Origin of the sequence: Bradyrhizobium sp. 153 (assembly GCF_023073835.1) — a bacterium.
Classification (GTDB): domain Bacteria; phylum Pseudomonadota; class Alphaproteobacteria; order Rhizobiales; family Xanthobacteraceae; genus Bradyrhizobium.
The window spans coordinates 1-18607 of sequence record NZ_JADPKH010000099.1; the positions used below are offsets into that span (position 1 = coordinate 1).

Sequence of the window (18607 nt, forward strand, 5' to 3'; positions counted from 1 at the left end):
GATCTGCTGGCTCAGGCTCTCGTTGTGGCAAATCCTGGCCATCCTCTTCGCCCGACCCCAAATCAATCCAGCCTGAATTCAGGGTTCTTCACGGACGACCAACTAGGCCAGGCGCTTCACCTCTGAGCGCCGAAGCCCATTCGACGCTCGCCGCGGAAGGGCTTTGACAGGCAGATGGCAAGCGGTTGGGACCATGTCACACCGCGAGCATGCGACTTCCCTGGATGCTCATCAGGGTGAGATTGCCGGTCGCATAGGCGCCGGTATCGATGTTGGCACGGTTATTTCGCACGTCGGCGTTCCGCACGGGCGTGTGACCGTGCACGATATATTTGCCGAAATTCTTTTTGCTCTCCAGGAACTCCTCGCGAATCCACAAAAGATCGTTCTCCTGCTGTTCGGATAACGCCACGCCCGGTCGAACGCCCGCATGCACGAAGAAGAAATCCCCGCACGTAAAGCTCAGCCGCAAATTGTCCAGGAATTCCAGATGCTCAGTCGGCATTGCGCGAATCAAATCGCGCAAGATCGATGTCGGCTCGTCGCGCTTCAGATCCGGCGGGGCGAGCCCGTAAGACATCAATGTCTGGGTCCCCCCGACGGCAATCCAATCCTCGAACAGCGAAGGATCTTCGAACACGCTCACCAGAAATGCCTCGTGATTACCCTTGAGGAAGACCGCATTGCCCCGGCGACTACGCTCGACCAGGATGTCGAGGGTGGCGCGCGTATCCGGGCCGCGATCGATGTAATCGCCCATGAAAACCTCGATCGCGTAGCGCGGGCGACTGCGAGCCACGTCGGCGTCGATCACCCGCAACATCGGCTGGAGCAGATGCGCACAACCATGAATATCCGAGATCGCATAGATGCGAACTCCCTCCGGCAGGTGCGGCTTATGGATTGGCCGACGTGGTCGGGCGAAAGATATCATGGCGCACAATCGATCAGGTGGTCGAGAAACTTCCCCAAGTCGCCGGCACCTGAGAACTCCCCATCTGATGCGAACAACGTGCGGTGGATGGAGTAGCGGTCCTCGTTCTCCGGCTTGATCACGCCAAAAGAAGGGCGGAATTTCTTGCCTCCTCTGTTTGCGACGGGTTCCACCGGTCCGGGGAAATTGCAACGCTGAGCTGGATACCGTGGCAAAGATGCATGGCTCATTGCAAATTTCGTGATGCATCCACAGATAGAAATTCATCCATGTTCCCGCAACTGACTCCTCGCGCTCTCGCGACAGGATGGGCGCCTGAAAGATGAGCGAAGACGCGCTCGCGTGACCGTTAAAGCATCGCGGAAGATATGGAACTTGATCCAAAATACGGCAGCGCCGTCGCTGATATGTCAGCACTATGACGAGAGCGTCAGCGCTTGTCGATGCGCATTTCGACGCGACACATCATGCGTGCAAAAGTTTTGCATGCAGCGCCACAATGTCGCTGCGATCACTTAACACCCTCCGTTTGGGAAGCGGTAAATCTTCAGCATCATAATGACCGCCAGGCACTCTCCACACGTAGAGGATCGAATGGCTGTTGCCACTTATAGCTCTGATAGCACCTATGCGATGTCCTCCGCACGGGGCACGGCTCTTCAGAAGCCTTTTCAGCTTCTCGTGATCGCGGCCGACCTCTTGCTGATCTTGCTCTGCTACGCGATGGCGTCGGAACTTTATAGCGTCGCCACGCCGTCCTCTGGAGACGGAGCGCCCATCGGCGCCGGACTGATCGTCAGCGCAGTGTTCGTTGCAATCGCCTATTTTCAGGGTGTCTATGCAACGCACCGTTTGCTGAGTCTGGTCTGGCAATTGCGCAAAGCGATGATCATTTGGCTGGTGTCATTGACAATCCTTGCGGTCGCGGCGTTTCTATTGAAATCGTCGGACAATCTGTCCCGCGGCACGTTCCTGATCTTCACCGGAGTTGGCGGCGTTGGGTTGCTCAGCCTGCGCTTTGCGTGGCAGTGGGCGCTCGGCACGAGCTTTGCCAAGGGCCGATTGGTCGATCGCAAGGTTGCCCTGCTCAGCCTGAAGCCGCTTGATTTCACCTCGAGCCGTTTCAAGGACCTGCGCAAGAACGGATTCGACGTGGTTCGCCATTTCGTGCTTCCCGCTAACAACCATGGGACCGGCTGGGAGAGGCAAATCCGGGATGTTATTCGCCAATCCCGTGCAGCAGATGTCGAGGAGTACCTGTTGGCGGTTGATTGGAACGAGCTGCCGTTGTTGCAGCAACTCGAACTGCACTTGCGCGCTGTACCTCAGCCGATCCGTCTCTTGCCGGATAATTCGATCGCTGATCTGGTATCGCGCCCGTTTTTGCCGGTCAGCGGCACGGTGGCAATTGAGATTCAGCGACCACCGCTCAGCGTGTTTGAACGTCTCCAGAAGCGCTGCCTCGACGTCGGTCTGGCGTTGTTTTCGCTAGTGGCCCTAGCGCCAGTGCTGATCACCGTCTCCATTCTGATCAAGCTGGATTCGCCTGGGAGCGTGATCTTTCGACAGTCGCGCCGCGGCTTCAACGGCAAGCCGTTCGACATCTGGAAATTTCGCAGCATGTATGTGTGCGAGAATGGTCACTCGATTACTCAGGCAACCAAGAGGGACGCACGCGTCACGAGGATCGGGCGCTTCCTCCGCATGACCAGCATTGACGAGTTGCCCCAGCTCTGGAACGTGCTGCGCGGCGACATGTCGTTGGTCGGACCACGCCCACATGCGCTTGCCCATGACAACTATTATGACGAGATCATCAGCAACTACGTATACCGCCACCACATGAAGCCGGGCCTCACGGGCTGGGCTCAAGTTAACGGTTTCCGGGGCGAAACGCCGACCATCGACCTGATGGAAAAGCGGGTAGAATATGACGTTTGGTATGTAAGGAATTGGAGCATTTGGCTCGACCTGAAAATCATGGCGCGCACGGCGGCTACCGTCATTTCCCAGGAGGCGTACTAGGTCAGTGCAGGCTGCCTTGGCGGCGCGGCGCGGACTCATAGGCGCTGAGCTAGATGCGGATTGAAGCGAGAGCTCCCTTTGGAGCCTTTGAATCAGGCGTCGCGCCAATCACCAAGCTTCAGGTCTTATGCCTACGCGTCCTGTTCCACAGCCGCACAATGGCCTCACGTATTGCGACCAGCCGGGCCATCAAGACGAAAAAGACTCCCGTTGCGAGTGATCCGAGAGCGTGGCGAAGGGAGAATTGTTCGTTGTGATCGAGCCGGTCTTGATGTTTTCGATCGGGACCGGCACAAGGATTGTTCCTGACCTGTTCAGCCGCGATCGCGACCCGCGGGAAGGAACCACGATGAGCACGAATAAAACGTTGAGCAACAGCCAGATGCTTAATATGGCAAGTACCGTCATCCAGTCCCACCGAAATGCAAGATCAAGTATCGGGTTAAATTAACCGTCGGAACCTCAGAAGGAAAGGGTGCACGACGCGGTTGAGGCGTCGGCTGACTCCTTCCAGCCGACGAGTTCCAGAGATACTCTATCTCGATCATCTCAGCCCGCCTTCATCAATCCGTCCAAATCGGCTACGACAATGATCGTCGTTTGTGGACTCCGTACGATTACGGTCGGCGCTGGAACCATGGATCGCGCGAGCGCTAAGCCGCAGGAAGCGCTTTGCGTAGGATCCTTCGGCGTTCGGGGCGCAGCGGATGAGCCGGAACGATGTTCGAGCTGCTCGGAGCCCCTACGCACCGCGCTCAGCTTGCGCACAGCCGCGAACCCGTCTGGATCAAATGTGACAAGAAGCCGTTTCGGGCTGCGGTGGCAATCGCCATGTCTAGCGCACGAGAATTGATTGTAAAGGAAAACGCGCAGTGGTGCGCCAAGCACGACGATTTGCCTGAACGATCGAAGACCCGAATCCCGTGACGAAGCGGTAAACTCCGGCATCACCACGTATCGATCTGGTCAGGTTGAGAAGGCCTGGCTCAACTAGGCCCGGGCGACGGCAGCGAAGCGCGCCCACTAAACGCCACGAGGTCAACCGCGCAGTGTCGCCAGAAAGGACGGGTCAATCGATTCAACTGCATCTTCCAGGAAGGCCTTGCCCAGTTTTGATGCCCTGCGATAAGCGGACACGAGTGCCGATCTCGACCCAGGTCGGCGTATCAGGATGAGCCGAACGTCATTGCGTACGAGGTCCTTGACATCGGGAAGGGCAAGCGCATCGAAGCGGGTCGCAATGTCGATCCGCGCCGGCATCAATCGCGCGTCGTTTGGTGCGACGAAATATGCCATCTTCAAGGCCTCGACCACGACCGGATCGTGCGGGTCGCGCTGGACCTGAAGCAGCGCCAGCGCCAGCCATAGTTCAGGATTGTAAGGAGAGGTCGAGAGCGTCCGCCTGAGGCGGCCGAGAGCGTCGGTATGCGCTATTGATCGCAGGATCGTGGGCCTTTGCTGGCCAGACTCAATTGTCTGCAGCGCGGCGACCGATCCATGATTACCTTCCAGCTCTGATCCAAACGGCGAGCGCGTTCCCAACAATGTGGGCGCGTCTTCAGTCCACCGCGCCCCAATCTCGGCCGCATCTGCGGAAAATGTTGTCCGGCTCAGCGCCGGCACCTCCGCTATGGCCGACACAATCGCATAGGATCCGACCGCCAAGGCCAACGCCACCAGAAGAACGCGAAATCTGCTCGATGAACTCATTGTCGATGCATTAGTTCAACATACGGCGCGCGGAAGCCGCCGAGTGGTTGGCGCCACTGGTCCGTCCCACTGATTGTGCAAGTCCAACTCCGACCATCACCGCCACGATTGCTTGAATCGCGGGGTTTGAGAGGCTTGAGTCAAGAAAGCTCTCGCAGAGTACAACGACAACGGCGGCGGCCGCGGCGGCCGCGAAAAAGGAATCACGTCCTCGCCGAACGGCGCCGCGAAAGCTAACGAGGAAAAACTGGACGGCGAAGGCTGCTAGGATGGCGCTCGCCAATCGTCCCGCCTCGACAGCCATCAAGACTGCGGTGGAGGGAGGGGCTGCCAGCGCAGCGCCGAACTCCTGATAGGCTCTCGAAATCAGCCTAAAGGTTCCGAGACCATGCCCCCACGTCGGTGCATCAGAGAGCAGGTGCTTTGCCGGCGCAACTGCTTCCGGGGGGAGGCTGACGAATCCAAGGAGGCCCAAGCCTCCGGACCGAGAGTGCGACGCAGCCATCGCGCTGGCGATCGCTGCAAGGACCAAGAACAATAGCGCCGAAGGCCAAGACCGAAATCCCAAGCGCCGGACAGCGGCAATGAACACGAGGACCATCAATCCGCAGCCAGTAACCGCCGCCAATGCGCGTTGTTCGAGGGCGGCAAGTGCGGCGAATGCAACGACAATTCCTAACAGACCGCAGGAAACGCCGACCCACAGTAGGGGCGAGGCCAGATTGTGGATGTTCTGCTGGTGCAGGTGGCGTTCGAGTGCCCGGGCGACGAGCGCGCCATTTGTCAATATCGCAAGAGCGGCTGCTGCCGGAAACAGATTCGTAGCTACGCCGGACTGGGGAATGATTCCGGCGAATAAATCGAGCCGGCCGAGTAGGAACTCGACTGACATGAGGGTCGTCACTGCGCTCAATACGAACAGGATCGTTTCGGCCATACGGCGATCCCTGGTGATGACGACGGTCGACACCAGGAGCGACACGTCGACCAGATAGAGGAACAGGCTGTGCAACGTTGCGCTCGTATCAACGCTGATGCGGGCCGGCAGCGATGGCTGATTCAATGCGATCGAAGTCGCCGACCAGATCGGGTTCGCAAGCGAAGACATCGGAAAGATTTGCAACGTCATCCAGACGACCGGAAGCAAGAATATGAGGAGAAATTGCTTCAGCAACTGCGCGGCAGACGCGATTTGCGCCTCCGGACCTCTTGTTGCCATTGCCATCATCAACGCAGTAGCAAGTGAAATCACATGCTGTGCGAAGGAGCCGCTTGTGAGCGCCAAGATCGGAGTCGCGGCGAGCAATGTGATTAAAAGCCAGGAAGCGATGAGCACTCGGAGAACCGTGAGACGTGGAAGCGGGAATGGAATGCAGCATTGCACAAGTGGGACATTGATACGCGTCGCATAGCCGAGCTTGGGACGCCACCGTCGTCTCGGTGATGGATGGCCGGATAGAAGCCACCATGACGCATCATCACAACGCGGCCTGCCAACTGGTCACATGCATTCGGTTTGCGGAATTCGCTCTGCATGACAGTTCCGTGACCGGCTAAATTATCGAGCATGGCAGTACTGCGACAAGTAACGGAGAGCCGTCGCCAGTCCAGCCATCGGCACCGAACCGCGGATCCCGGTCGGTGTGGTCCCAATTTCAACCTCAAGCTCGTTTGCGGTTTGCCAGTCGCTAGCAGCAAGCTTCGAGGCGTCGGCGGGTAGTAGGAGCGCGACGCCGCCCTGGATCACAGATGCCTGGAACTCTGCGCGCTTCTCTCCCGCTATGAGGGCTACGTTCGGTCGCGCCGAGCGGGACAGTGGCTCGAGTACAATGAGTACAATTTCGATGCCACCTTTCCCGCATTGCAGGCTCAGGCCAGCAAGGCGCGTATCCGACTTGGCACTATCGACGACATGCATCACTGAAATGGCATCGGCGCCGCCGTCTGGATTTTTGCTCTTCACCAGTCGCCATCCGCCCTCAAGCTGTGTCGATTGGCTGCCGGACTCGATCTGCTTGAACGCCTCTTCGTCACAACGTCGACGCTGCTCGGCGCTGGTCCCAGACCCGCAGTTCAGAATGCCCGGACGCACCGCCTCGGCTCGACCGGGAGCCGTCGTCATCAAGAGACCAGCACCGAGCAGGACTGAGCGCACCATCAGAAGCGCCGACCTAACATGCGCTAGCGCCAAATCATTCATGTTGTATCCAAGGGCCCTGTCAAAAATCGGGCAAGCGCTGCCCGCCGCTCCGGATCAAGCATCTGACGTCAATCGACGTAACCATACCTCTTGTAGTATCGATTGCGATAGTAGGCTGCGCCATACGTATCGTATCGGCTCATCACCGACACGTTCACCTTGTTAAGAACCGCACCGAGCATCCGCTCGCGCACAACCGGCGTTTCGCCTAGCACGCGCTCGACGATATCGATTTTCGATTTCGCCCATTCGATGACAAGGATATAGGAATCAGCCAACCCCCCGGTCGCCCGAACGTCGACGACCGGCGCCAGCGGGCTAAGATCGAGAACGATGCGATCAAAGTGCTGCCGTAGTTGCTGGAACAGGTCGTCCATCTGTTGCGAGGCCAGCAGGTCGCTCGAATTCGAGAAGCGCGATGTGATGGCACAAGGAAGAAAATGTAGATTCGTCTGCGGGTCTATCCAGACCACGTCCCTCCAGTCGGCTTGGCCGATGACGACATGGATCAAGCCGTCCTGCGCAGCCGGAGTAAGCCTTGCGGTGAGGCTTGGGTTGCGGATGTCGCCATCGATCAGCAGCGTACGGCAGCCGCTTTGCGCCAAGGTCTGCGCCAGCGCTTCGCTGATGGTTGACTTTCCCTCGTTCGGAAGAGCGGAGGTAATCCCCAGGACCTTGTTGGACCCTGCACCGAAATTTGCGAAATCGCTGGCGAGCTTGATCGACCGAAATCCCTCCGCGAAGCGTGAAAACGGGGCATTGATCACGTGCCGCCCGACGCTCTCCTCGGTTGAAAGCAGACGGTCGCGATGCGACTGTTGGTGGCTGAACGCGGGCGCGGGCCCGTGGAGTGGCAAGGTCGTGCCGGATCCCCCGTGATTCGGTGATGCCTGCTGCGGTTTGGGCTTGTCGCGTTTGCCGAATCGCCAGGCCGCTTTGCCCGATTGAGCGGAATTCGCCTTGATGGCACCCTGCTCTATGACCGGAATCGAAGCGAGACATCGGGTATCCACGAACTTCTCGACCTGCGAAACGGTACGGAAGACGCGATCCATCATATCAAGCAGGATTGCCACGAGAGCTGCGAGAATCGACCCACCCACGATCGCCGCAAGCAGGATGAGTGTCGTTCTTGGCGACGTCTTGTTGGGAAGAGTCGACGCGGCCTGGCTGATCACCCTCGCTTCGGTAATGGGAAACGACTGCTGCTGAACCGAGACCATGTACAGTTGCAGGAAGTTGTCAGACAATGCGCGAGCGCTCTGAGCGTTGCTTTCCAGATCTCTCAGGATGATCTGGGCCTGGCTGGTATTATTCGAGACCGCGATCGTATCGTTCAAGCTCTTCTGGCTGGACTCTTCGCGCGCCTTGGCAATTTCAAGGTCACTCTTGTAGACCTCGGCCGTGCGTCGCAGTTCGTCAATGATCGAGCGTCGGATTTCACGCATCTGATTGCGTAAATTGACAACCGCCAGATGTGTCGATCCATACCGGTTCGACCAATCGGCCTGCTTGGCCGCGTACTCGAGATAGGTCTGGCGCAATTTGGTGATGACCGGGTTGGCCATCGTCTCGCTCACAGTCGCCAAATCATTCAGAATGACCTTCGAATCGTCGCCGTCTGCATTCAATATCGCGGTGATGCGTTCGAGCTTAGCTTGTGCCTCCGCACGCTGGCTACGCGCAGTCGTCAGCGAAGTATTGATTTCAGCGAGTTGCTGCTCGGTGAGCAGTCGCCCGCCGGCGTCGACGATGTTGTTCTTGGCCTTGAAATCCGCAACGGTGCGTTCGGCGGAAGACGCCTGCGAGCGCAATTCCTTCAATCGGTCCTGCAGCCAGACCGCCGCCCGTCTCGATGCCTGATATTTCGATTCCAACGAATCCACGATATAGCCGTCGGCGACTGCGTTGGCGATCCGCGCTGCCAACTCCTGCGACAATGCCTGAAAGGAGATCTCGATAACATAGCTCACGCCGACGCGCTTGATGCTGAGGCCGCTCGCAAAGCGAGCGAGTGCTGCGCGCAGTATTTGCTCTTCCGTGGGCGGGGTCGACTCGGAGAATATTCCGGTAATCGCGCTACTGATGCTGCTGAGCAATCCGCCGCCGTCGCTCATGAAGTCTGCCGACTCCGCAAGTTTCAGATCCTTGATGACTTTGGAGGCGATCGCTTCGGACTTGAGAAGTTCGACCTGACTGTCGACCATCGCCGAGTCGATCGGGTTGTCTGCGCCGCTCGCGGGCGCTTGCGTCTGCAGGCCCTGCATCTTGCGGCTGTCGATCATCAGGATCGCCGTTCCGGTATATCGCTTCGGTGCCGTGAACACGTAGACGCCGGCAAGACAGATGCACAGGAGCAGCGTGAAAATCATCACTGGATACTGGCGGCTCATCAACGCAAGCGCAGAGGAGATGGTCTGCTCCAGCGATGGGGCCTCCCGCGCCGTGTTTTCGATCTCGCGAGATGTGATCTTTGTTTGAAGCATCCGGCCCGCCCTACTTAGATCTCTGTGAATGCGGCATCAGGCTGGCCTTGCCGCGCTGAATTCGTGCAAAAAGTGCCGCGTAGAAGATCCCTGTTGGTCGAATTCGACATGACGGATGCGGTGATCGACGCGCGGCGCTCGAGAATTGGCTAGTGCCACCGAGGCTCTCTTGTCAAAGCACCTAGTCGGTTCGTGCGACACGTTATTGGTCAGAGAAGTTTCGGCAACGCTGCAGGGCCACCGTAGGTACCGCTTGCCGCAAAATCGTCATAATGCCCATCTCCGTCAACTTTGCCAAAAAAAGCGACTTTCAAGATCGAGACAATTCACGCCGCCTGAGAAGATCATGGTTCGCCCACGAATTGGGCAGGATTCCACGAATGCTACGTGCCGACCCGGTGGACAGCGTCCGACCGGTCTCGAATTCTGCGATGCAATATCGACCTGAGTGTGACGGACAAGCATGAGATCTTGCAACTGCCACAGGCAAGGCGAATCGGGTCTCGCGGTTACGACCGAGCACGCGACGCCGGAATCCGAACGGGTCTGGTTTCGGATCCGCTATGGTGGCGAGAATCGGCCTTGAAGTTCCACCGGTGAATCTCCGATCTCCGGACACTTGAAGGATCCAGCCAACAAAACCTCAATCAAAATCCTTGATGGAGGATTCCCGATTCCAATCCACAAGCGAGCTTGCCAGATCGTACTCGAATTTGAACCCGCTTGCGATCAGATGCTTCGGCAGAATGTTCGTAGAAAACCACAACTTCTTGATCCGGTCACGATTGATGCCGGTCTTGATGCCGACAGCCTGCAGCACCTCGAATGGAAGCACGGCGAGATTCATTAGCCATACCGGAATCGTTATCGTCGGCTTGGGGTAAGCGGCAGTTCGAGAGAAGGCGGAGCAAATCTCGCTGATGGTATAACGGTCCTCATAGCAGAAATTGTAGATCGACAGACCGTCGTTGCGAGACGCCATGAAGAACATCGACGAGACCAGGTCCTTCACGTAGCCGCACGACTTGATGGTGTCGGTTCGGCCGGGATAGATGAAGGTCCGCCTTTCGAGAAGCCTCGACAATCGCGTGAAATTGCCTCGCTCGTAGCGCCCATAGATGACGGCGGGGCGCACGATGGTCAGCCGCCTGTCCGGGTCCTCCGATTGCCATAGACGATGGATCGCTTCGGCCGAGAGTTTGGAGCGTCCATAGGCACTGACTGGGACCGGCGTCGCATCTTCGGTAAGTGGGGTCTCGGTCGGACCGTAGACCGATATCGAGCTGGTAAAGATGACATTCCGGCTGCCAGTGTCTCTCGCAAATCGGCAGACGTGCACCGCACCCAGCACGTTTGTATAATAATAGTCGCCGTCCGGATGACCTGGGGTGACATGGACTGCAGCCAGGTTGAAGATGTCGGCAGGCAGTCCGCCTGCGAGCTTCGGGTCGATTGGCTCACGGACATCATGATGGACATACTCGACGCCTTCGACGTGCGCCCTAGGCTTCCCGATATCCACTGAGACGATTCGGTCGTAGCGGCCGGAAGCGAGCATCCGCGTCATCAGATGTGTACCGATGAAGCCTGCGCCTCCGAATACAATAGCCTGGGTGGGATTGGACATGTGCGCGATGGTCAACTTGAGTGAAGGTGCTGAGTCAACGGCGACAAATTTCGGTCAAGGCTCCCTGACAATCGAGCGCACGCATTGGAAAGCGGCACGCCCTGCCGTTGCAAGGGTTGTGCCCAGAAAGAACAAGATTGCTTGATGTGCAGTGCGCCCGCTCGCGACCGCGAGCGCTTATGCTGCTCGACATCAGTGAAGCGGGCAATTTGGGGCAGCAATTGGTCAGTCATGCGTTTCTCATGTAGCGATAACAAGATCGTTACCGACAGCGCGTGTGACATGCTCGGAATCATCGGTTCCATCTGGGCGATCCCCAATGCGGTGGCGCTGACTCAAGCGGCAACGCGAATAGATGGGAGGACGGACTGCTCGTCTGAACAACGACTCAATAGAGCTCGCGATACTCAAATTGGAAGTTCGTTGATCCCGCCGCGATCCCCAATAATCTTTGCAGCTTCTGGTAACCTGCGAGCGGAACGACGATGCAATCGGAACTTCCCGCGTAGCAAACCCGAACCCGGATCGATTGACCGCAGATGTTTTGAACCAGCACAATCTGCTCGATGATCTTGGGGTTGTTGGCTTGAGGGTGCGTCACCGGATTGACTGATATGCAAAGCTTTCCGTCCACTGTCGTGTGATTTGGAGCGAAGGTACCTTCCATCGGTCGAATCGAACTCGAAGGCCGAGTGGAAATGCCGGAGCCGCCATACATCGGAGGAGATGTGCGACCGAAGCCGGAAATTTGAGCAACGGCCGTCGTTGTGAGGAGCGATGAAGCGATAGCTACACATACCGCCACATAACCGTCTGAGCGCCTAGATCGGTTATCATGCATCTTCACTGCTCTGCACATCCATGATGGTTGGGGCCAGCTCTCGAAAGAAGCCGCGGTTGTCGGCGGCAGGATAGAGTTGCAGTTGCGGCAACAGAATGACAGGTAAAATAGTTCCCGGGATTGCAGGCGGGAATCTTGCCTCTTCCTTGCGCTTGAAAACACGTGCTAGAGGCTGCACCTTCCTGGGGTAAGTGTCTGACGCCCGTCGACTGTGATGTTCTGTCGGCCGTCATGCGACGTACTTGCAACGCGAGTATTCTAGGCGGCGAATGTTGAAGGAGATACCAGGACACGCTGTGTTGCCGGAAGTCGAACCGGCGACCCTGCCGCGCCTCTCGGTCGTCATTCCGAACCACAATTACGCAGCTTATGTGGGATCCGCGATCCGCAGCGCGCTGGACATACGATGGCCAAACGTCGAAGTGATCGTCGTCGATGACGGGTCGACGGACCATTCACTCGACGTCATCAACGAATTTGCAGACGAAGTCACAATCATCAGCCAGTTGAACGCCGGGCAGATGATGTCATGTGTGAACGGCTTTCGCAGGTCTTCCGGCGATATCATCATATTTCTCGACTCGGACGATGCCTTGCATCCTGATGTCATGACGGAGATCGTATCCGTCTGGTCCAAAGCCGCGAGCAAATATCAGTTTCAGATGCGCGTGATCGATGCCGAGGGGCAGCCGACCGGAAACGTCCTGCCGCAGTACTTCTCCTGTCCGTCCTCGGAGGACGTCCGCAAGTGGATGGCAACCACCGGCGCCTATCCGACGCCGCCCGGGTCGGGAAATGCCTACCCGAAATGGTTTGTCGAGCGTGTCTTCGGCTTTGAATCCGACTTCGTTGATCGGGCTCCGGACAGTTATCTTTTGGCGGCCGCTCCTGCATGTGGCGAGATCGTAACGATCACCAAGCCGTTGGCAGACTACCGCGTGCACGGCCTCAATCACGGGGCTTTCCTTCAACTCGACGATACCCGCTTTGCGAGAGAAATCGACCTCACGCGGAGGCGATACAAATTCTTTTCCGAGATCGCGCGCGCGGAGAAGCTGCCGGTTGCGCCCGATGCGCTCAAGAGCAATTTGATATTTCTTTGTTTGCGGATAGCGTCGTTCAAGCTGCGGCCGGACCTTCATCCAATCGCGGCGGATAGTTCATTGAGCATCGCTGTCGATGCGCTTGGAGCGGCTGCGTCGCCGCAAGGTTTCTCAAGATCGCAGCGCATATCGCTGCTGGCTTGGATCTTCTGCACCCTGATCAGTCCGCAATACTTCCGTCGTGCCCTGGTGAGTTTGCGCTACGTGCCCGCCCAGCGGCCGAAATGGTTGCGCGCTTTGCTCGGTCGATTCCGCATCATTCGATGATCGGGCGCAGGGCTGGGACACTTCGGTCAGACGGCAGCTTTGGGACGGATCGACCTCAGGCCGGCGCCTGGCGGCTGCGACCATACGCACAGCATTGCCATCATGATCAGAAATGGAGCCATGGCGAGGTTGCCGCCGCCGAGCTGATAGCAGGCCAGCATTGTCAATGCGAGCATCGAGTTGTCTTTCCTGAATATCGAGAGGATGAGATAGAACAGGAAAATCAGTAGCCCGATAATTCCGTAATCCGCGACGAGCTTGAGAACGGGATTTCCGCTGCCGCCAAAGTAGGCAGGCGACCGTTCCAATCCGCCAGGCCCCGAGCCGATGAGCACTCTATCGGTCCGAAAGAGATAGTCCCAAGTCTGTAGTTGTGCGACGTAGCGAGCATAGCCGCTCGACTTGGTTGAACTGAATTCATCAAGTCTACTAACGATGGGATCAAAAGGTTCCGGTGCAACGAGGTACGTTGTGCCAATCGTCAAGGCAACGGCCGCCCCGATGGCGATTACCCGCAGTGATTTGAGCGGAGCAATCAGGGGATAGGCACCAAGGGACACGACGAGCACCAGGAGGCCCGATCCGGACCGAGTGAGCACGTACGAGATCGCGTACAACGGAAGATAGGCAAGTCGCCGCAAAATGAACACATCGACGACCACACCTATAGCGAGCAATTGGGACAGCGCTCCCGGCTCCATCGGGAAAAAACCGTTCGCGCGCCGATTCAACGACCCATAAAATTCCACCGCATTTTGATTGTAGGCGGACTCGACGAGGACCGGATCGAGCGCCGGGATTGCATCCTTGAACGAGAAGATGCGTATTCCGCCGAATTGAAGAACGATCTGGACGATTGCCAGAACGGCGCACAGCCGAACATAGAACAGGAAGACGGGAAGGACCGCCTCGTTCGAGAATTTCGTCGAGGGTCCGAACAGGAAGATCGAATTCGTGACAAGAACCATCGCAAGTGATGCCGGGCTGGTCTCGACACCGCGATCGGGAGATTCGGCTGCGGCGACCGCGCTGAAGAGAAACCAGACGACGACGAGTCCGAATGCGAGAGTCTGCGGCCCGCGAATGCTCACCAGACCAACCCACCATCCCCACGCCACGAGCGCGAAGAATCCGAACAGCGAAAAGAAGATCTGTCCGGTCCCGATGAGGAGCCCGAAGCGCTGCATGCAAATGCACAGAATGAAGGCGATATGCGCGAAAATGACGCTGTTGGTCTCGTCGCTTGACGCTGCTGCAGCGCGCTTGTTAGACGAGGTTCTGGCTGGGAATGTGTCGAGGCTCACCATGTTGGGACTCGTCGATTACTGTCTCTTGGCGCCTTGGTTGCGTCTGGGCACAGGGTAACGATCGCGATCGACCTTGGTCTCTCTCGTGAGGCTGTTCACCCTCTATACTCGAGCCTGTAGCGACTTCCCACATGGAACACAACGCGAGCGCAAGATTTAACCCTTACGTTCATGGTGCCAGAGGTTTGTTTTGCCTCATGGTATTCGTCTATCACGTCGTTCATTCCGGACTGCCCACGTTCGATCTGTTTGCCAGGGGGCCGTTGGGAGAAGCGCTGCAGACCGGGAAATTCGGTGTCGAGTTCTTCTTCGGCATCAGTGGAATCGTGATTCTGCCAAGCCTGTATCGGGCATCCTCGGTCGTGACCTTTATTCTTGATCGCTATGCGAGGATTCTTCCTGTGCTCTGGGCGACCGTGATCGCGATCGCGAGTTTTGGCTGGCTTTCAGGAAGGGGTCCAAGTCTGCTGCTGGTTGGTGCAAATCTGTTGGCGCCGCCTCCATTCATTGACATCATCCAGATCAATCCCGCCGCGTGGTCGCTCGGATACGAATTCCTGTTCTATGGAGTATGTGCCGCCGTCTTCCTGATCAGCGGCGTCAGTCGGCCGCTGGCCCTGGCATTAGCCGTCAGTTCGCTGATCTTGCTCGTGTACTATCCCCGCGCGCTCCTGATGATTGGTGGCGTGCTCATTGCGGAGAAGTACCTATCGTCGACCTTGTTGCAATCCTTGGCGAAGTACCCGGCGATCTTCTTTGTGCTATTCCTGGCTGTCTGGAGAGGCCTCGAGCTTGCCAGCGCAACAGACTACGTTGGCTTTGTGACGCCGGCACATTTGTCATTCCATGACTGGATCTCTGCTTTTCCATTTCTTGTTCTTGGTGGCGTCTTCGGGACTATTTTCCTGCTTGGCGTGTCCGGAGGAAACGGTCTGTTCGGAAGAATGCTGCGTTGGCAGGTGATGCAATGGCTGGGAACGATCAGCTTCAGTTTTTATCTCTGGCCGCCGATCGTCATGGCTGGGGTCAAGCTGATCATGTATCGAACGGGCATGGTCGATGCATTGGGGAGCGGATCGCAACTTTTTTTCCTCCTGGTCTCGCTTCCGCCGTCGCTTATCGTTGCGACGGTCAGCCATCGCTTCCTTGAAGTGATGGTGACGGGACAGATTCGAAAACGGCTCGATAGGGGCTCGGAAGAGAAACCGGCAGTCCGGCCGATCAATCAAGCACTCGACGGCACTCAAGGAGGGAACCTGATCGGGGAACAGTCAAATGTTCTTGATTGTTCGACAAGTCACCGCCCCAAAACGATCGCAAGTTAACTGTCTATTTGGGAAAAAGCCGCAGAGCCGTGCGCTCGATTGTGCCGGTTTGCGACGTGGCAGCGTTACCGCTGCCATCGTCTTTGCGCATTGGGCCGGCACAGCGTTTCCCAGCCGGACTAAGAGCCGAACCGAAAGGATCTCGTTGATGATCGCAGCCGTGCGCACGCAAGTCCTTTGTGTCGCCTCGATAGTCGTTGCACTCGGATCCGCGACGCCGGCCTGGTGCGCTGGCTGGGAGCTAGTTTTTTCGGATGAGTTCAACGGCGACAAGCTTGATCGGACCAAATGGGCCACCCGATACATCTACAACAACGAAACGATGGATCGTTTCAACGATGAAAAGCAGCGTTACCGCGACAACCACGTGATGTCCGAGGGTGCGCTGAATCTGATTGCAAACAAGAATGAAGGGGCGGACACGTTCGATTCCGCGATGATCCGGAGCCATCAGACATTCTACTACGGCTACTATGAAGCGCGGGTCTTTCTTCCGAATGCGCGGGGATCGTGGCCGGCATTCTGGCTCGAAGCCGACTACGACATCGATGGAAAGTTCTGGCATCCGCCGGAGATCGACATTTTCGAGTACGTCATCAATGGCGTGGAAGACAAGCCGAACATGCTGCACTCGAATGCCATGAGTAAAGATAAGTGGACGCCGCAGTCCTATACGTATGTGGACAGCTCGTTCGTGCTCAGGTTTCAGGACATGGTCAGCAAGGAGGATCTGAACAAGGACTGGCATATTGCCGGCTTCGTTTGGGCTCCTGACCGCATTTCGTTCTTCTGGGACGGTCGTCTCGTCTACACGCGCATGTACCAGTGGCTCAGGAAGGACGGCCAACTGGGGCCGCCGGCGCACATCGATCTCAATTTCGCTGTCGGCGGAGCAGCGTGGGCCGGTCGGCACGGGATCGATGATGCGGCTTTCCCGCAAACGTTCAAGATCGACTACGTTCGCGTCTGCCAGTTCACGTCCTCTGAGCGGGGAAGCCGAAAATGCGGTCCGAGCGACGTGACACCGGATCCGAATGATTTTGGATATAAGGCAGCGCTCAACGACATGCCCAAGCCGACATTTCTCAACGTTACGAATGTGGTGGCGGATAAGAAGCCGAATGCGGGGGTGTTGTCACTGAGCACAACCGACCCGCTCAAGATCGAAATTCCGGTCAAGATTCCGGACGACTATCCGACAAATCGAACGATTCATGCGTACGTCTTCGATGCAACAACCGGCGCGATGGTCGCATCGGCAAAGAAGCCGCTACAACAGGTCTCTCGCAAGGACGCGGAAGATGGCGTCAGTGTGATCGAATTTGCGCTGCCGGCCGTACCGCGTGAAGGGAACTATCTGCTGGGCAGCAAACTGACGGCTGAAGTCGCGGGCGAGGTCGGCCCCAAAGAAGTCCCAGTTGCTTGCGACACCACGGTGATCCAACCAAAAAAGGCCAGATCTTGCCGTCTATTGTCGCTGCATGTGCGCCGCTGATCGGAGGGGTGCATCCAGCGTGAGCACAACTCCGTGGATCTGGATCAAGCCGAGCACCACTGATTGCGATCGGCACGCTGTCCGAAGATCGGTCTGAATTTTGCTTTGGCTGTGGCAGGTGAGGCCTCATGCGGGCTTGCCTGTCACGATCAGTGTCTCTTGCATGGGTAGTCGTCCATGAACTCAAAGGTTCGCGCCGTCAGGCAAATCCTCCGTGGTGCATTGCGCGGCAGCCCGAGCCGGCTTTGTGATCATCGCACGTGGCGAAGTGAACATCCGCATACCTGGCTGACTGCCGTCGAGGAAGAGGTACTGGCGCGGAAGGCGCCGGTTCGATTCGGCAGCCGCGACGCAGGTTTCGGTGAAAGCGTTGACAACAGAATGCCCGAGCTGGGCATTCTCCGCCTGGACAAGGCCCGAATCCTCGGTCCCGACGGCTGGCTCGTGACGGAGGATGGATCGCTGCTCTACGAGAGCACCTGGTACGGATCGTCGTTCTCGCGCCATCCGCGATCAGTTGCCTACGGGACGCCGCTGCCGCTAAGTGGCACCTGTCTCTCGCTGGCGAGTGATTTCGCCGGAGGAAACTATGGGCACTTCCTGCTCGATTGCCTGGGACGCTTGGCGCTGTTTCAGAAAAGTGGCCTGTCGCTCGATGATGTCGATTATGTCTATTTGCCCAAGCCTGCGTCCGAAACGGCAGCCAAACTCGTTCGCCAGCTTGGAATTCCAATGCGCAAGTGCGTGTGGGCAGGCCAGGAGGATATCCAGGCCGATCTCGTGATTGGCACTTCGTTTCCAGGCTTGCGACGGAATTATGCGCCTTGGCTTACGGAGTTCTTCCGCTTGCAGCTAGCCAAGTCGCCGCTTCGTCACGACAGGCGCGTATACGTTCCGCGCAAAGGACAGAGGAAGGTTGCTAACGAAGAAGAGCTGATGCCTGCACTGAAAAAGTTCGGCTTCCAGATCTACGAATTTGACCACGTCGAGGATGAAGCGGCGTTTTTCGCGGAATGCTCGATTGTCGTTGGCCCACATGGTGCAGGGCTGACCAATCTCGTATTCTGCTCGCCTGGAACGCAAGTCCTGGAGCTGATTCCCTCAGACCACGTGCATCCCTACTACTACACGATCGCAACGTCCGCCGGCGCGGACTATTCCTACATCGTGGGAGACAGCAAGGGGACGCGCCCGCAGGGCGCGTTTGGGCCCAGTCCATTCGATTTCGAGGTTGCGCCTGACATCTTCGAGCGCGCACTGGAAACCATATGCCAATGAACGAGCATT

The 18607-nt window shown here is 57.5% G+C and carries 14 protein-coding genes; 6 read left to right on the forward strand and 8 right to left on the reverse strand.

Translation table 11 applies throughout. From position 1 onward, the window contains the following. Nucleotides 1-196: 196 nt before the first annotated feature. A complete protein-coding gene (locus tag IVA91_RS25395) occupies nt 197-934 on the reverse strand; it encodes a metallophosphoesterase family protein (protein ID WP_247279672.1) in 738 nt (245 codons plus the stop codon). A gap of 594 nt (nt 935-1528) precedes the next feature. Here IVA91_RS25395 and IVA91_RS25400 point away from each other — a divergent pair. Together IVA91_RS25400 and IVA91_RS25405 are read left to right on the forward strand one after the other, a co-directional pair. Beyond that, nucleotides 1529-2959 (forward strand): undecaprenyl-phosphate glucose phosphotransferase, encoded by a 1431-nt coding sequence (locus IVA91_RS25400; protein WP_247450068.1) that lies wholly within the window; start codon nt 1529-1531, stop codon nt 2957-2959. A 720-nt stretch (nt 2960-3679) separates the two neighbouring features. Continuing rightward, nucleotides 3680-3886: a hypothetical protein gene (locus IVA91_RS25405; protein WP_247279493.1), complete on the forward strand. Its 207-nt coding sequence runs from the start codon at nt 3680-3682 to the stop codon at nt 3884-3886. Nucleotides 3887-3997: 111 nt separating this feature from the next. Here IVA91_RS25405 and IVA91_RS25410 read toward each other — a convergent pair whose 3' ends face one another. From IVA91_RS25410 to IVA91_RS25435, 6 genes are all read right to left on the reverse strand, one after another. Next, nucleotides 3998-4624, reverse strand: coding sequence for a hypothetical protein (locus IVA91_RS25410; protein WP_247279494.1), 627 nt, complete (start codon nt 4622-4624; stop codon nt 3998-4000). Between the two features lie 55 nt (nt 4625-4679). Further along, nucleotides 4680-6005 carry a hypothetical protein gene (locus IVA91_RS25415; protein WP_247459405.1) on the reverse strand — a complete coding sequence of 442 codons (1326 nt, stop codon included), beginning with the start codon at nt 6003-6005 and terminating at the stop codon, nt 4680-4682. Between the two features lie 222 nt (nt 6006-6227). Continuing rightward, nucleotides 6228-6869, reverse strand: coding sequence for a hypothetical protein (locus IVA91_RS25420; RefSeq protein ID WP_247279496.1), 642 nt, complete (start codon nt 6867-6869; stop codon nt 6228-6230). Nucleotides 6870-6937: 68 nt separating this feature from the next. Further along, nucleotides 6938-9355 (reverse strand): polysaccharide biosynthesis tyrosine autokinase, encoded by a 2418-nt coding sequence (locus IVA91_RS25425; protein ID WP_247279497.1) that lies wholly within the window; start codon nt 9353-9355, stop codon nt 6938-6940. A 643-nt stretch (nt 9356-9998) separates the two neighbouring features. Next, nucleotides 9999-10982, reverse strand: a complete 984-nt coding sequence (locus IVA91_RS25430; protein ID WP_247279498.1) for an NAD(P)-dependent oxidoreductase — start codon at nt 10980-10982, stop codon at nt 9999-10001. 388 nt (nt 10983-11370) lie between these two features. Continuing rightward, nucleotides 11371-11649 (reverse strand): hypothetical protein, encoded by a 279-nt coding sequence (locus tag IVA91_RS25435; RefSeq protein WP_247279499.1) that lies wholly within the window; start codon nt 11647-11649, stop codon nt 11371-11373. A gap of 473 nt (nt 11650-12122) precedes the next feature. On the opposite strand from IVA91_RS25435, the gene IVA91_RS25440 reads away from it, so the two are divergent. Next, nucleotides 12123-13193: a glycosyltransferase family 2 protein gene (locus tag IVA91_RS25440; protein WP_247279500.1), complete on the forward strand. Its 1071-nt coding sequence runs from the start codon at nt 12123-12125 to the stop codon at nt 13191-13193. A 26-nt stretch (nt 13194-13219) separates the two neighbouring features. Here IVA91_RS25440 and IVA91_RS25445 read toward each other — a convergent pair whose 3' ends face one another. Continuing rightward, nucleotides 13220-14500: a hypothetical protein gene (locus IVA91_RS25445; protein ID WP_247279501.1), complete on the reverse strand. Its 1281-nt coding sequence runs from the start codon at nt 14498-14500 to the stop codon at nt 13220-13222. Between the two features lie 131 nt (nt 14501-14631). Between IVA91_RS25445 and IVA91_RS25450 the strand changes: the two genes are divergently transcribed. The 3 genes from IVA91_RS25450 (at nt 14632) to IVA91_RS25460 (ending at nt 18598) form a co-directional block, all read left to right on the forward strand. Then, nucleotides 14632-15825 (forward strand): acyltransferase, encoded by a 1194-nt coding sequence (locus IVA91_RS25450; RefSeq protein ID WP_247279502.1) that lies wholly within the window; start codon nt 14632-14634, stop codon nt 15823-15825. Beyond that, nucleotides 15776-17320 carry a glycoside hydrolase family 16 protein gene (locus IVA91_RS25455; RefSeq protein ID WP_247279503.1) on the forward strand — a complete coding sequence of 515 codons (1545 nt, stop codon included), beginning with the start codon at nt 15776-15778 and terminating at the stop codon, nt 17318-17320. Before IVA91_RS25450 ends, IVA91_RS25455 begins: the two co-directional genes overlap by 50 nt. A 177-nt stretch (nt 17321-17497) precedes the next feature. Further along, nucleotides 17498-18598, forward strand: a complete 1101-nt coding sequence (locus tag IVA91_RS25460; RefSeq protein ID WP_247279504.1) for a glycosyltransferase family 61 protein — start codon at nt 17498-17500, stop codon at nt 18596-18598. Nucleotides 18599-18607: the final 9 nt, after the last annotated feature.